The 12,619-nt window shown below is 64.4% G+C and carries 17 protein-coding genes and 1 pseudogene; 7 read left to right on the top strand and 11 right to left on the bottom strand.

Going from position 1 to position 12,619, the window contains the following annotated elements:
* The first annotated feature begins 239 nt into the window (after window positions 1–239).
* On the top strand, window positions 240–728 hold the full coding sequence (locus MKK55_RS04550) for a hypothetical protein (protein ID WP_243933502.1): 489 nt from the start codon (window positions 240–242) through the stop codon (window positions 726–728).
* Window positions 729–807: 79 nt separating this feature from the next.
* On the opposite strand, the gene MKK55_RS04555 is transcribed toward MKK55_RS04550, so the two are convergent.
* From MKK55_RS04555 to MKK55_RS04565, 3 genes are all read right to left on the bottom strand, one after another.
* Complete coding sequence (locus tag MKK55_RS04555) at window positions 808–1,254, bottom strand: hypothetical protein (protein ID WP_147725144.1); 447 nt, start codon at window positions 1,252–1,254, stop codon at window positions 808–810.
* Between the two features lie 72 nt (window positions 1,255–1,326).
* A complete protein-coding gene (locus MKK55_RS04560; protein WP_243933503.1) occupies window positions 1,327–1,821 on the bottom strand; it encodes a tropomyosin in 495 nt (164 codons plus the stop codon).
* Window positions 1,822–1,854: 33 nt separating this feature from the next.
* Window positions 1,855–3,399, bottom strand: coding sequence for a chromosome partitioning protein ParA (locus MKK55_RS04565; protein WP_243933505.1), 1,545 nt, complete (start codon window positions 3,397–3,399; stop codon window positions 1,855–1,857).
* Window positions 3,400–4,208: 809 nt separating this feature from the next.
* Between MKK55_RS04565 and MKK55_RS04570 the strand changes: the two genes are divergently transcribed.
* Window positions 4,209–4,697 carry a hypothetical protein gene (locus MKK55_RS04570; protein ID WP_243933506.1) on the top strand — a complete coding sequence of 163 codons (489 nt, stop codon included), beginning with the start codon at window positions 4,209–4,211 and terminating at the stop codon, window positions 4,695–4,697.
* Window positions 4,697–5,236 carry a hypothetical protein gene (locus MKK55_RS04575; protein WP_243933507.1) on the top strand — a complete coding sequence of 180 codons (540 nt, stop codon included), beginning with the start codon at window positions 4,697–4,699 and terminating at the stop codon, window positions 5,234–5,236. Before MKK55_RS04570 ends, MKK55_RS04575 begins: the two co-directional genes overlap by 1 nt.
* 220 nt (window positions 5,237–5,456) lie before the next feature.
* On the opposite strand, the gene MKK55_RS04580 is transcribed toward MKK55_RS04575, so the two are convergent.
* The 5 genes from MKK55_RS04580 to MKK55_RS04600 are packed head-to-tail and all read right to left on the bottom strand — an operon-like array spanning window position 5,457 to window position 7,967.
* A complete protein-coding gene (locus tag MKK55_RS04580; protein WP_243933508.1) occupies window positions 5,457–5,666 on the bottom strand; it encodes a hypothetical protein in 210 nt (69 codons plus the stop codon).
* An 18-nt stretch (window positions 5,667–5,684) separates the two neighbouring features.
* A complete protein-coding gene (locus MKK55_RS04585) occupies window positions 5,685–5,951 on the bottom strand; it encodes a hypothetical protein (RefSeq protein ID WP_243933509.1) in 267 nt (88 codons plus the stop codon).
* Window positions 5,951–7,282, bottom strand: coding sequence for a Y-family DNA polymerase (locus tag MKK55_RS04590; protein WP_243933510.1), 1,332 nt, complete (start codon window positions 7,280–7,282; stop codon window positions 5,951–5,953). The genes MKK55_RS04585 and MKK55_RS04590 overlap by 1 nt, the downstream gene beginning before the upstream one ends.
* Window positions 7,279–7,731 (bottom strand): LexA family protein, encoded by a 453-nt coding sequence (locus tag MKK55_RS04595; RefSeq protein ID WP_147725132.1) that lies wholly within the window; start codon window positions 7,729–7,731, stop codon window positions 7,279–7,281. Before MKK55_RS04595 ends, MKK55_RS04590 begins: the two co-directional genes overlap by 4 nt.
* Entirely contained in the window at window positions 7,728–7,967 is a 240-nt protein-coding gene (locus MKK55_RS04600) for a hypothetical protein (RefSeq protein WP_243933511.1), read from the bottom strand. Before MKK55_RS04600 ends, MKK55_RS04595 begins: the two co-directional genes overlap by 4 nt.
* A 123-nt stretch (window positions 7,968–8,090) precedes the next feature.
* On the opposite strand from MKK55_RS04600, the gene MKK55_RS04605 reads away from it, so the two are divergent.
* Together MKK55_RS04605 and MKK55_RS04610 are read left to right on the top strand one after the other, a co-directional pair.
* Window positions 8,091–8,342: a DUF6894 family protein gene (locus MKK55_RS04605; protein WP_147725128.1), complete on the top strand. Its 252-nt coding sequence runs from the start codon at window positions 8,091–8,093 to the stop codon at window positions 8,340–8,342.
* A 32-nt stretch (window positions 8,343–8,374) separates the two neighbouring features.
* Window positions 8,375–8,596, top strand: coding sequence for a hypothetical protein (locus MKK55_RS04610; RefSeq protein ID WP_243933513.1), 222 nt, complete (start codon window positions 8,375–8,377; stop codon window positions 8,594–8,596).
* Between the two features lie 424 nt (window positions 8,597–9,020).
* On the opposite strand, the gene MKK55_RS04615 is transcribed toward MKK55_RS04610, so the two are convergent.
* Window positions 9,021–9,572 (bottom strand): MucR family transcriptional regulator, encoded by a 552-nt coding sequence (locus tag MKK55_RS04615; RefSeq protein ID WP_409566016.1) that lies wholly within the window; start codon window positions 9,570–9,572, stop codon window positions 9,021–9,023.
* A gap of 428 nt (window positions 9,573–10,000) precedes the next feature.
* On the opposite strand from MKK55_RS04615, the gene MKK55_RS04620 reads away from it, so the two are divergent.
* The gene (locus MKK55_RS04620; RefSeq protein WP_243933518.1) at window positions 10,001–10,417 is read left to right on the top strand and encodes a hypothetical protein; all 417 of its coding nucleotides are present in this window, start codon (window positions 10,001–10,003) and stop codon (window positions 10,415–10,417) included.
* Window positions 10,418–10,792: 375 nt separating this feature from the next.
* Entirely contained in the window at window positions 10,793–11,188 is a 396-nt protein-coding gene (locus tag MKK55_RS04625) for a MucR family transcriptional regulator (protein ID WP_243933520.1), read from the top strand.
* Between the two features lie 48 nt (window positions 11,189–11,236).
* On the opposite strand, the gene MKK55_RS04630 is transcribed toward MKK55_RS04625, so the two are convergent.
* A complete protein-coding gene (locus MKK55_RS04630; RefSeq protein WP_147840939.1) occupies window positions 11,237–11,629 on the bottom strand; it encodes a response regulator in 393 nt (130 codons plus the stop codon).
* A gap of 834 nt (window positions 11,630–12,463) precedes the next feature.
* Window positions 12,464–12,619, bottom strand: a pseudogene (locus tag MKK55_RS04635) (amidase); the annotation flags it as partial.

A 12,619-nucleotide genomic window follows, 5' to 3' on the forward strand; every position in this document is an offset into this window, starting at 1 on the left:
CCGCGACGAGTGCTTCGAGCCGAAGGCGATCCGAGGTGGAGAGCGTGAAAGAGATGCCACTGCGCATCCCGCCAGACTCGCAGGATGGGGCGCAAACCGAAACCCCACACGGACTCAACCGTCAGGGCTCAACCACTAGGACGCCGTGACTTGCAAACCGGACACTAGATAGTTTAAATTTACTATCATTAATAATCGCGGCCTATCTAAATGGCGCACGCGTCGCGCCAAGGAGCTCCATGAAACCGGTGAAGAGATTCCCTTTCGGATACCTCTCAGCTCTCGATGCGTCTAATCAAGGGGATGCTGTCGGCACTCATATCACGAAGGTGCTACCGCTTGTCAGTCACTTCGACAGCGTTGGAACGGAGATTACCTCCGACCCTCGTTCGCCACCTGAGGATTGGTCAAAACTAATCGAACGGGTTCGTCAGGCGGCCCAGCATGCTCGTGATATTGAAGCGCAGGCTCAGGAACAGGAATTGCGCGTTCAGGCATTGCTCGACCGTGTCCGGCAGGATGTCCGGGATGCCGCTGAGCGTGTCCGAGATGCCGAGGCACGCTCTGCCGATATCCAGAGCCGTGCCGACGCCTTGCTAAAGGCTGCCGACGAAAAACTGCTGGCGGCCGAGGAGCGTGCGCGTATCTCCGAGGAGTGGCTGGCGCGGGTCCAGGAAACTATCGTGGCAGAATTTTCAGAGAAGCCAGCCTTAAAACACGTTATCTGATGTCGGCCTTCAAAATGACCACAGGCAAGATAGAGACGAATGATAGCTTTTGTATAAATCTCTTAATTTGATGAAGCGTTCATTCGCCGCCATGGCGCTCGCGCGGCTGATCTATTAATTCGAACGTAATGGCGGCCTGTACCTTCTCGAGCCAACCTTCGGCGCTTTCAGCGCGCCTCTCGGCAGCTTCTGCCCTTTCTTCAGCTTCTAGAATTCTTGCATTTGCCATCTCGCAGAGACGGAGTGCGCCGTCCAGCTCAACGAGCGCCATATAGGCGACACGCTCTGCCTCGGTGGATTTCTCCTGTAAAACCCTGACCTCATGGTCCAGGTTCCTGATTTGCGTGGCGTAGTCCAGGCGTTCCTGCTTGATGCGAGCGAGCAGCAGGCACGCATCGGAATGGATCTTGTTGCGCCAAAGCTCGAAACTGGTAATTTCTGTCTCGGCCTGCGCAATCAGTTCAAGGACGACACCCGGGTTGACCTTGGCAAAATGCAACGGTGTAGCAAGGCTCGACGAGCCCACCTGAGCATGATCGGCGGAAGTAGCCGTAAACGAGGACGTCGGGTCCGACCTGAACACTGCACCGAGTCCGATTCAGTCAGAGGGTTCGCCATCGAGGGACGCGGCTTTCTGTGCGGCCCTCGATCCGAAAGCCGTGATTGCCGCGTCGTGAAGCCGGACGAGCCACGCCTCAGCTTCGTGGGCCCGGCTTTCGGCCAGACGCGCGCGCTCCTCGGCACGAGAAAGCTTCTGCTCCGTGAGCGAAATCTGCTGATTCAGACGGCGCATCTCCTCCGATGCCTGGGTGGTGACATGCGTAAGCTGGGCTTCCAATTCCGCAGCTCGCTGCTCACCGATGCGGATCGCTTCGCTCGCCTCTTCGATGAGATCGACGGCGGCCGACCACTCCCTCAGGGGCGGCCCTCCTGCATTCTCCGGGTTTGCCGACATCGCTCCAGACCCACCTTCCGATGACGGGAGGAAGCTGACGACCTTTTCTCCAGGCTTCGTCGCGTTCGATTGCCATGCACGAAGCATCATCGACTGCCCCGTAGAGAACGGCATGTCTTTGGAGGCGGGATCGCTCATCCTAAACCTTGTTCCGCAATGAATATTTGATCGTTAATTTTGAACGGCTGGGTTGAACGGCCGGACGTTGCTGACGGGCTCCGACGTTGGCTCGGCACCAACCGGAGACGCATCCTCTTCCCCGGCCCGCCATCCTCGGCCCGAGCGTTTGAGGACTTCGTACTGCTTCTGAAGCGATACACGCGTTTCCCGGGCGATGTCCAAGGCGCCTTGGACCAGAGCGCGCTCCGAGCGCTCGTTCTGCAAGTCCTCCGTCAACCGCCGGTTTGCCAACTCGAACTCGGCGCGCGCCGCTTCCTGACGATGGGTCATCTGCTCGATGCGCTCGACGAGGGCAGCGTTGCGAATGCCAGCTTGCTCGACCGCCGCCTCTCGGGCCGCCAGCGCCTTGCCGAGCATGTCGCAGCGCGATTCGAGCTCACCGCGCAACCGCTGCATGTCGAGGAACCGTTCGGTCTGACGCGCCAGATCGGTCTGAAGGGAGTCCAAGCGCCTCTCCGCAGTGGTACGCGCGATGCTAGCCTCTTTGAAATTGCGATCCGCGATCCTGTGCGCCTCATCCTTCTCACGGAGTTGGTTGCGTGCCTGGCCGAGCAGCTGCTCGTTCGATTCCGCTCGATTGGTCGCGGCTTCGAGCTTCATGGCCAATCCGGAGCGCTCGGTCCGCAAGAAGCTGAGGTCCGTCTCGTGTTGAGCCTCGTTCCTTTCTCGCGCGGCGACCTCGCTCGCGAGCTGGCTCTCGGCCGCCCGCAAGCGATGGCGCTCCACGTCAGCCAGAGCCTCCAAGCTTCGATGGCGGCTCTCCAGTTCCGAGAGCTGAACGGCCTGCTCCTCGTTGAGCGTCGTCATGCGGCGGTTGTCCGCATCGAGGACACCAAGGCTCTCGCGGGCGCCGAGCAGCTCATGCTCCGATCGTGCGAGCGCGCTGTCGGCGGCCTGTGCTTCCAGCCGCAGGGCTTTGTTCTCGCCGCTCAAAGCCTTCACCTGTTCGGCTTCAGCGAAGAGTTGCCGCTCCATGTTTTCGATGGAGAGCGCTTTGTCGCGGATCTCGACACGCTGGTCGGCGATCGTAGCGTCCGCGGCGCGCAACTGGTTCTCAGATCGATCGGCTCGCGCGAGGGCATCGGAGAGCTCGGTCGCCAGACCTGCCGATCGGGTGAGAAGCTCCGCGACTTCGAGCCTGATCGTTCGGCTCGATTGGAATTCCTGCGCAAGCGACGTCTCGAGTTCGGCGATGCGCATGCTTGCGCGAGGCAGTTCATCGCTAATACTGATGATCGGCTCGAGAATGGAGGAGAAATCTTCCTCCAATGTCCTCAAGTCCTCCAGGCGATCCATCATCGCATTGATGCGCTGCCTTACGACCTCATCGCGCTGGCCGATCGAGTCGAGAGACAACGGCTTCTCTGCGCGCGCCGCGCTCGTCCGTTTCATTGCGCTATCGAACGCATCGAGGTTCGCTTTGGGCAGGGCGATGTCAGGCTTGGGCTGTCTCGATACCTCATCGACCGGCGCATCCTTCAGCGACGAGCCAGTCGACGGCGAGGCCAGCACGTTCCGAAAAGATGACCATGCCATCGCGAAGACGATCCTATACGCATTAAATGCCTATTATAGGCATAAGTAGATTTATATCACGCAAATCTATTAAAGGCGAATCCCAAATGCGGCGGGAACATTCGGATCGACATCGAGCGTTGTTTTTTGATTCAAGCTCGTTCAAGCGTCCAGTTTCGACGTCTAGTCGAATACGCGCAGAAATTTTCGGATGAGATTGCGTCCTCTCATGGATGGGTTGTTCGTTTTTTTCCTATAAGGAACGTTGAATGCTTTCCGATGTACAGTGGGCGATCGCGCCGACATCTGCGGCGGCGGCGCCCACGTCGCGCGATGACGATCTCGGCCACAAGGGAGCTGCCGTTGATGGTAAGCAGGCGCCGGCTGTCAGCCGTCCCAAGCGACGCAGAGCCCCCGTCGAGGTCACCGGGGCGGCCGGCGGAACGGACGCCCGCAAGCGGATGCCACGGGCGCCGGCGGCGGCCCTCGAAACGGACCGATCCACTTAAGCCCGCTTTGTGGCAAACCCGACACAGCGAGGCGAAGGCTTCTGCCTCTATGTTTCGGTTCTGTGAATGCCTTCAAGGGGCGCTCAGTACCAAGCCATCCTAAGCATAGCGACTTCACGCAGGCCGGCTGGAGCGAGCCGTCGAGAACGCTTTGCTGCAGTGGATGGCGGTCGCCTTCGACTAAGTTGACAACGCCGACGGCGCGAACGCCCGCGACATCAGCGATAGCCACTGCGTTAAGCTTCTGTTAACCATTGCGAACGATCTGTTAACTGAGCAGGCTGGCGTGGTCCGAGCCTAAGCAAATAGTGAGATAGTCCAATGGACCCGGCGAAGAAGTTCTCATGGGAAAGCCTCTCGCCGCTGGACGTCCCGGTCGGCGAACCGGGGTCCGACGCTCAGCTCTCGAAGGTGTTGCGGCTGGTCGGCCCCCTCGATGACATCGGCGGCGGCCAGCCGCCGACGCGCCGGTCGTCGCCGCAGGACTGGTCGCTGCTGATCGACCGCGTTCGGCATGCGGCGACCCATGCGCGCGAGGTCGAGGCCCAGGCGCAGGAACAAGAGCAGCGGGTCCAGGAGCTGCTGGAACGCGCCCGCGAGGATCTCAAGCTGGCCGCTGAACGGGTTCGCGCCGCCGAAGCGCGAACCGCCGACATCCAGAGCCGCGCCGACGTGTTGCTCAATGCCGCCGACGAGCGTGTGAAGGCGGCGGAGGAGCGCGCGCGCATCGCGGAAGAGTGGCTGTCGCGGGTCTACGACACGATCGCGAACGAGTTCAGTGTCGAAGCGGCTGCGAAGCGGACCGCCTGATGTCGATCAACGCTCAGCGCCGGACCGTCGATGCGCGCCAGGACGGAGACGAGGCCGAACCCAGCGATGCTGCGCGCAGCAGCACGAAATGGGCTGCCGACGTGACGTCGGGCAAGAAGGTCGTGCCCCTTTTCGCCGAGCCCAGCATGCCGGGTTCGCAGGAGGCGTTTGCCGAGCCGACAGTCGTCGATTGGCCCGCCGCGCTCGACCTAATCCGAGATGTCGGAGCGCGTGTACGCCGGGCACGCGATTTTGCTCAGGAAGTCTCGCTTCGCTCCCAGTCGATCATCCGGCGGAGCGTGAAGCAGACCGAGGATGCCGAGCGGCGTGCGCAAGCTGCGGAGGCGGCAGCCAAGGCTGCGACACTGCGAGCCGACAAGGCCGACGAACTCGCCCGTCTGTCGGAAGCCCGAGCCAAGCTCGCGGAGAAGCAAGCCGAGGAGGCCAGAGCCGGCGAAGCTGAAGCCCAGCTATGGCTGCGTCGCGTCCACGCCTGCCTCAAGGACGAACTGGGCGATATCGTCGTTGACCTTGCCTAGCAACGCTGTGGCTGCGACGTGATGATCCCGCCTCGGCCGGGCCCAGCGGGGCCTAGCCGGGGAAGAACGAGGCAAAGGGGTCTCATCCTTTGGAAGTTGGATCGCGCTGCACCCCGGCGTTGCGCAAGACCGCCGAGAGGACGATGCCGAGGCTCAGCCCGATCCTCCCCTTCGTGCGCTACGCTGCCTCAAGAGAACCTGAGACCACCGCGCCGCCGAGCTATGCCGTCGCGGCATCAAGCGTAGGAGAGGTGTGCTCGATCTCACGAATTGGGCTCGGGCGGCGATCAGGCGGCGGGTCGTCGAGCAGCTCCACGTGCCAGGCACGATGACCGCCATCGGCCGAGACCCCCCGGACCACATTGCCGACGATCACGCCGTCGAGGACGAGATCGTAGCTGCCAACCGCGAGGCGGTCGAGGTTGCACACTTCGGCATAGGGCGTTGCTCAGGTGCGCGACGGCAAGCCCGTGCGCCCGTCCCCGCCCTCGACGCCGATCGCGGCGCGGCACGTCCGGCCATACTGGTTCGGCTGCCGGGTGCCGACCGCCTGCTGATGACCGCACGTCTGGGTCAGGCGGAGATACACGTCGTAGAGGTCGGCGTGCTCGCCGAACCGCTGCCGGAGGCGAGCCAAGTCGTAGGTGCCGCGCCGCTTGCACGGCGGGCACTCGACCACGAGCCGGCGCCCGCGGAGGTCGCACAGGCGCTCCATCAGCCGGCCACCGCGATTGGCAGCTCGCCGACCTGCGTCGTGTAGCGCGGCGTGGGCATCTCGAACTTCGTGCTCCACGTCCGCCTCTCCACGAGGCCGGCGCGGGCGGGGACGACGCTGCCGCGGCCGAAGCGAGCGTTGCAGGCGTCGATCGCCGCCATCAGGGGGCCGGAGCGCGCGCGGTCGAGCTGCCCGATCAGAGCGCGTGGGCTGGCGTCGAGCCGCATCAGGTCGGTGGTCACGATCCCGGCCTTGCTGAACCGCCACGGCCGGTCGCCGGGCTCGCGCCAAGTCCTCGCCACGCCGAGGCGGGCGGCTTTGATGAGCGCCAGCGTGTCGTTCGTGGCCTCCGGCAACGTCACCGTGGTCGAGACCGAGCGCATCGGTGCGCCCCGGTCGTGCTCGCTCGTATGGTAGAACACCGAGACGTGATTCGTGCCGAGCCCTTCGCGCCGGAGCTTCTCGCCGAGCCGCGTCGCGTGCGCCGAGACCGCCTGCTCCAGCGTGGCGCGGTCCTCGATCCGGGTCGAGAACGAGCGGGTCACCGCGCAGCCCTTGCGCTGGGCCGGCAGCGCGCCGAGCGGCAGGCAGGACAGGCCGCGCAGCTCGTGGATGATGCGCTCGCCCACCACCGTCAGCGCCTTGCGCACCGGGCGGGGGTCGAGGTCGGCGAGATCGGCTACGCTGTCGACGCCCATGGCTTCGAGCTTGGCGAGCGAGGCGCGGCCGATGCCCCAGACCTCGCCGGCCGAGATGCGGCAGAGCCAGTGGTCGTACTCGGCTGGGTCGGTGAGGTCGCAGACGCCGTCGAGCGGCGCGATGCGCTTGGCGATGTGGTTGGCGAGCTTGGCCAGCGTCTTGGTCGGGCCGATGCCGACGCAGGTCGGGATGCCGGTCCAGGCGCGCACCGTGGCGCGCAGGTCGCGGGCCAGCGCGACGCGGCGATCGGCCCGCACGTCCGAGAGGTCGAGGAAGCTCTCGTCGATCGAGTAGATTTCCACCATGGAGGAGAAGTCGCGGTAGACCGCGTTCGCCCGGGCGCTCATGTCGCCATAGAGGGTGTAGTTCGACGAGAATACCCGCACGCCCTTCACCCGACACATCTCCCGGATCTTGAACCAGGGCTCGCCCATGCGGATGCCGAGCGCCTTGGCCTCGGCGGTCCGTGCGATGGCGCATCCGTCGTTGTTCGACAGCACGATCACCGGAACGCCAGCGAGCTTCGGGTCGAACACGCGCTCGCACGAGCAGTAGAAGCTGTTGCCGTCGATGAGCGCGATGGCGCGCCCTCCGCCGATCCGGTCGCGCAGCCGCGGCGCCGGACCACTCACGACAGTCGCCCGCGGGCGAGGTGCCAGCGGATCGAGAAGCGCAGCACGCCCCAGATCTCGACCTCGCCGTACTCGTCGACGGCAAACGCCGGCATCTCCGGGTTGTCGAAGTCGAGGCGGGCCCGATTGCCGGCCATCCGGTAGCGCTTGCACGAGAGCTGCCCGTCGACCACCGCGACGACGACGCTGCCGTCCTCGGCCCGGAGGCTGCGGTCGATGCAGGCGAGGTCTCGGTCGTGGATGCCGGCGCCGCGCATGCTCTCGCCGCGGATCTGCATCAGGAAGGTGGCCGGCGGGTTCGGCACGAGCCAGCGCGGCAGCTCGAGCGCGCCTTCGAGGAAGTCGTCGGCGGGCGACGGGAAACCTGCACACAAGGCCTGCCCGATCACCGGCACGCGGACGGCATCCGTGCTGCCGAGGATCAGCTCGTCGACCGCGTAGGGGCTCACGCGGCGTCGCTCGCCGGCGCCGCGGCCACGCCAGCTCGGACGTAGCCGTACGAGATCAGCCGGTCGCGTTGCTCGGTCCGGCGCTCGGCCTCCGCAAGGTCGGACAGCGCGTCCTCGATCGCCCGGACCAGCGCGGCCCAGCCGTCGCCGCATGCGACCAGCCGGTAGGCCCATGCGATCGCCTCGGCCTCGGTAGAACGGATCTCCACCGGCGGTTCGTAGGGTTGGGGGCGCATCGGTGCTCCGAGTTGTCCAAGAACATACAAGGAACAGGCAGCAAGCGGATCGACGGTTCAACCATGGCGATCACAGCCGGGCACGGAGCGGTGGGATGCTGTGGAGGGCGGGGTAGAAGGCCAATGCCGACACCGCTTTACCGCTTCCACTGCACGGACGGGCACGACCTCATCGCCGATCGGCTGGGCAAGCGGCTGCCGACCTGGGCGCTGATGCGCGCGCATGCCGAGCGCGTCGTCCTGGACGTGATGCTTGGCAGCACGCGACGCGATTGGTCGACTTGGACGGTTGAGGTCTACGATGGAACGGGCCGGCACGTTCTCTCGAAGCCGTTTAGGGACGTGCTCGACAATCGACCGCCGAGACAAGGCTGAGTGGACGCACCACCGGCGCGAAGACGACGTTCGTGGGGCAGGCCTTCATCATCGAGCGGAAGCGCCTGGTGCCCGCCGACCGCGAGGTGGCGCCGACAGAGAACGGCGCGGTAAAGAAGGCCGAGGCGATGTCCGATATCGCGGCACTGAAGATCGTCGCCGACGATGAGACCGGCGAGCTGGAGAGCGCGACGATCCTTGGCCAGTTCGGCGAGGTGCCGGACGATTTTGCGGAAAGCTTGCAGGGCAGTTGAGGTGTGAGCCGACTCTGCCCGGCCGCCTGATCCCGAGCGGCGCAAGTGTGTCTTCAGTCCGTCAGGACGGCGATCAGGGAGAAGGAACTCGCGAGCACGAAGGTGCCGGCGACAAGGGACGCGATCAACAACATGGGATGCCTCAAGCGCCACACAGCGCCATTCCCAACGTGCAACGCTTCGCTCAGTTGCCTGCGCGCACGGGAGGGCTGCCTTGCAAGACAATGCTGTTGAAGACTTCGAGCCTTCACACGGGAGCAGACGGTTCAGCCCCGCCCCGATCGGTTCACGGGACGGGGGAACCCCGGATCTCACCAGCGAGGCTGATACGCAACGTGGCCCGGGTGTAGGATGGCAGCACTCGGTTAGAAGCACATCACCGCGACGGATTCCGCGGTGTGCCGGAACGGGGCGCTGAGCGGCCTCAGGCCGTCTCGGCGGCCTTCCTATGCCCGCGTGCCTTCGGAGCCGCCCCGGACGCCCCTGCGGCCTTGGGCTTCCGACCACGGGTCTTGGGCGCCTCGGAGACTATCTCGTCGGCCGCGGCAGCCTTGGGAGCTGCTTTACGCCTCTGCTGGCCAAGGCCAAGCGAGCGCGCCAGCTCGGACCGCTGAGCGGAATAGCTTGCGGCGGTCGACGGATAGTCTGACGGCAGACCGTAGCGTGCACGGTACTGCTCCAACGTCAGGCCGGCCACGGTCAGGTGACGCTTCAGCGTCTTGTAGGGCTTGCCGTCGAGGAAGGAGATCAGCGCGTCCGGCGTGATCGACTTACGGATCTGTGCCGCGGTCGGCTTCTCGGGGCCGGCAGGTTCAGCAGCCGCCCCATTGCTGAGACCGGACAAAGCCGCATGCACGCTGGCGATCACATTGTGCAACTCCGACACCGGCACGTTGTTGTTCGACACGTAAGCCGCGACGAGGTCGGCGGCGAGTTCGATGAAGTTATAGGGTTGAGCTTCGAGTTTTTCGTCCACGACGATCCCTTCCATCAAGAGGATCTACCGCTCCACCCGATGAGGTAGATCGTCAAGGCATACGCATAGGAAACGCACCTCCGCTTTACGAAATTCCGGTCGAACTCACTGTCATATCCGAGCTGAGCGCATCGGCGGGGGGACTATGTCGTGCCAAAGGAACTCCCGTCGCTTGAGCGTTATGCATCTCCTCATTTGGGTGCCATCCCAACCCGATTACGGATCGCGCACCCGACGGTGGAGCCAACCGCGACACCATCAGGCTCTAAGACCAAGCTTTGAACGCCAAAGCCAAGCGAAGCCCTAAGAAACACTCCGATACATTTTCGTGTGTCGTAGGACACGCTGTCGCGAGAACTATCGCAAGGTCTAGTAGTTGCTCCTTTATAAGAGGCCGATTCTGATGGGTCGGCTATGGAGTTCACGGAATGAAGAAAATTGCTTTTGCGTCAACGGCTCTGATTGCAGCCTTGGCTTTCACGCCGGTGACCGCTGATGCCCGCGGCTTCGGCGGTGGCGGTGGCGGTGGCGGCTTCCACGGCGGTGGCGGTGGTTTCCGTGGCGGCTTCGGCGGCGGCGGCGGCGGCTTTCGCGGCGGTATAGGCACACCCCGCGGCGGTTTTGTCGGACGTGGGTTTGCCGGCCGCGGCTTCGCCGGTGGCTACGGTCGCGGCGGATATGGTCGGGGACTTGGCTACGGTCTGGAGGGCGTCGGTCTTGGCCTGGGCGTCGGCTACGGCTTAGGCGGCTACTACGGAAACTGCGGTTACGGTGGCACGTACGGGTACGGCGCCTATGGGTATGGCCCAGGCTCGTGCGGCGGGTACTACGGCTACGGGTACTGAACAGCAGCCGCAGGCTTGCGCATGATAATGAGCCCCGGACCGCAGACGCGGCCGGGGCTCATTATCATGCGCATCGGCCCCGGCTGACCCCATTTTCCGGATGAAGTCTTTCTCCACGGCTGCACCTTGAGTGACGCCGCACTGCCGCGAAGCGTGGTGAAAGCAGCTGGGACCGCCCCGATGGGGCGCCGGGCTGCCTTCTCCTGGAAACCTTATCCGTCGATCATGCGTACAGGTCACGGCAGGATCGCACGATCTTGTGCGAGTCATGCCTTGATTTGGACGAGAGATCGGTAGATCTCACGCCAGTAGCGTACATACAGGATAATCGAAGTGACGCAAGAAAACCTGGGGTTAAACCCTGACATGCTCGCAATGGCGGGCGAACTGGTAGCGGCTTACGTGTCCAACAACCGCGTGCCGGCAACTGAACTTCCCGCTTTGATCCGCACCGTTCATGCGACCCTCAACGGCATCGCGAGCGTGACAGCGGCTGGTAGTGTCAGCACCCCGGACGAAGAAGTTGAGAAGCCCACCGCGGCACAGATCCGCAAGTCGATCCGGCCCGACGGGCTCGTCAGCTTCATCGACGGAAAATCATACAAGACGTTGAAGCGACACCTCACGAAGCATGGGCTCGACCCGCGCGGCTACCGGGCGAAGTTCGGACTGCCGGACGATTATCCGACGACGGCCGCCTCGTACTCGGAGGCCCGGTCTGCTCTCGCAAAAAATATCGGTTTGGGCCGGCCAGGTCGCGCAGCCGCCTGAGCAGCGTAGCTCGATGTCGCCTCGATCGGCGAACCGACGAGGCGACCTTCAAAGCTCCATGCCGCGCGCCGATATGATCCGTCGCGTGGCTTTGACCAACATTTCGTCTGAGAACGGCTTGCGCATAAACTGTGCAGCCATCGGCAGCTGATCCTCGGTCGGCGACGCCAACCCGGATACGATGAGGATCGCGACCTCCGGCCATCGTGCCGCGACCGCTTTCGCTAACGTGAACCCGGTCAACGGCTCGCCGGCCAGATCCACGTCCGCAATCATCGCGACAATCTCGGGTCGAGCGTCGAGATGAGCAACCGCAGCATCTACGCCTGTTGCCTCGGCCACCTCGAAGCCGGCATCACCCAGTGCCGCGACCATCGCCATGAGCTGGACTGGCTCGTCCTCTACGACCAACACGGCTGCTCGCGCCTTAGACTCTACCATGGGCTGCGTTCCCGTGCTCCAATTCTCAGGAACGCAACTGACGCGGATCTCGCCTCACCTGCCAGGTTCACGACTTTGAGTCGCGAACCTGCTCCGTGCCTCAACCTGCCCCATAGCCGCCCTTCGAGTTGCTCGAGCTAGTGGACGGCGGCTTGCCGTCGTAACCGCCGCTCTCAGGCGTGCGGTCTGGCTTTGGATCGGGCAACCCGGGCGAGGTTGGTCCCGCGCTCTCAGCCAGGGGCGGCGGTGCCTTTGAGGGATCGAGCGGATGACCGGGCGGCTGGGCGCCGGGGGCCTCCGTCTTGGTCGCTGTGTCGTCACTCATGGTGCCCTCGCTCGTGTCCTGTCTGAAGGCGCGCAGGCCACAGGAGTTCCGGCGGTGTAGCAGATCTCTGCGACCAATCGCACCTCGACTTCCACAGCTCCCCCTCTTCACCTTCGAGAAGGACGGCGAACGGTGGGATGCTCACGTCGGATGTCGGGTGTCGGGCGCCCGGCGCTGCGACCTCGACCGGCAGCTCGCGGCGCAGCCGGCAGCCGGCAGCCGGTAGCCGCGGAGATCGCGAGCGCGGGACGTCGGACCCGCATCTACCTCGCGACCGCACACGGGAACCTCCGGAGAACGCCCGCCTCCCACCGTCGGCGCGATCCGGCCGACGCGGCACGGTCCCCGCGTTTCGAGGTTCTCGACCCCGATCGGTCGCGAGCGGACCCGGCCTGTGATCGGCGATCAACCTGCGCGGAAGATCTCCACGCAAGACCTGCGCGGACGACCTGCGCGGACGACCCGCACCGTGACGGTCGCCCGCGCGGGTCGCGCGGTGATGGCTCCGTTCAGGCCTTGGTCGTCAGGGCGGTCTTGGGCATGAGCATGTGGACGCCCTTGTTGCCGTCGACCGTCTGGGTGATGCGCAGGTTCCCGGCGAGCGAACACAGCATGTAGGCCTGGTTGCGGGTCAGCCCGGTGCGGGCGCAAACGTGGCGCACCAT

The organism is Methylobacterium sp. J-059, from assembly GCF_022829485.1.
GTDB lineage: Bacteria > Pseudomonadota > Alphaproteobacteria > Rhizobiales > Beijerinckiaceae > Methylobacterium.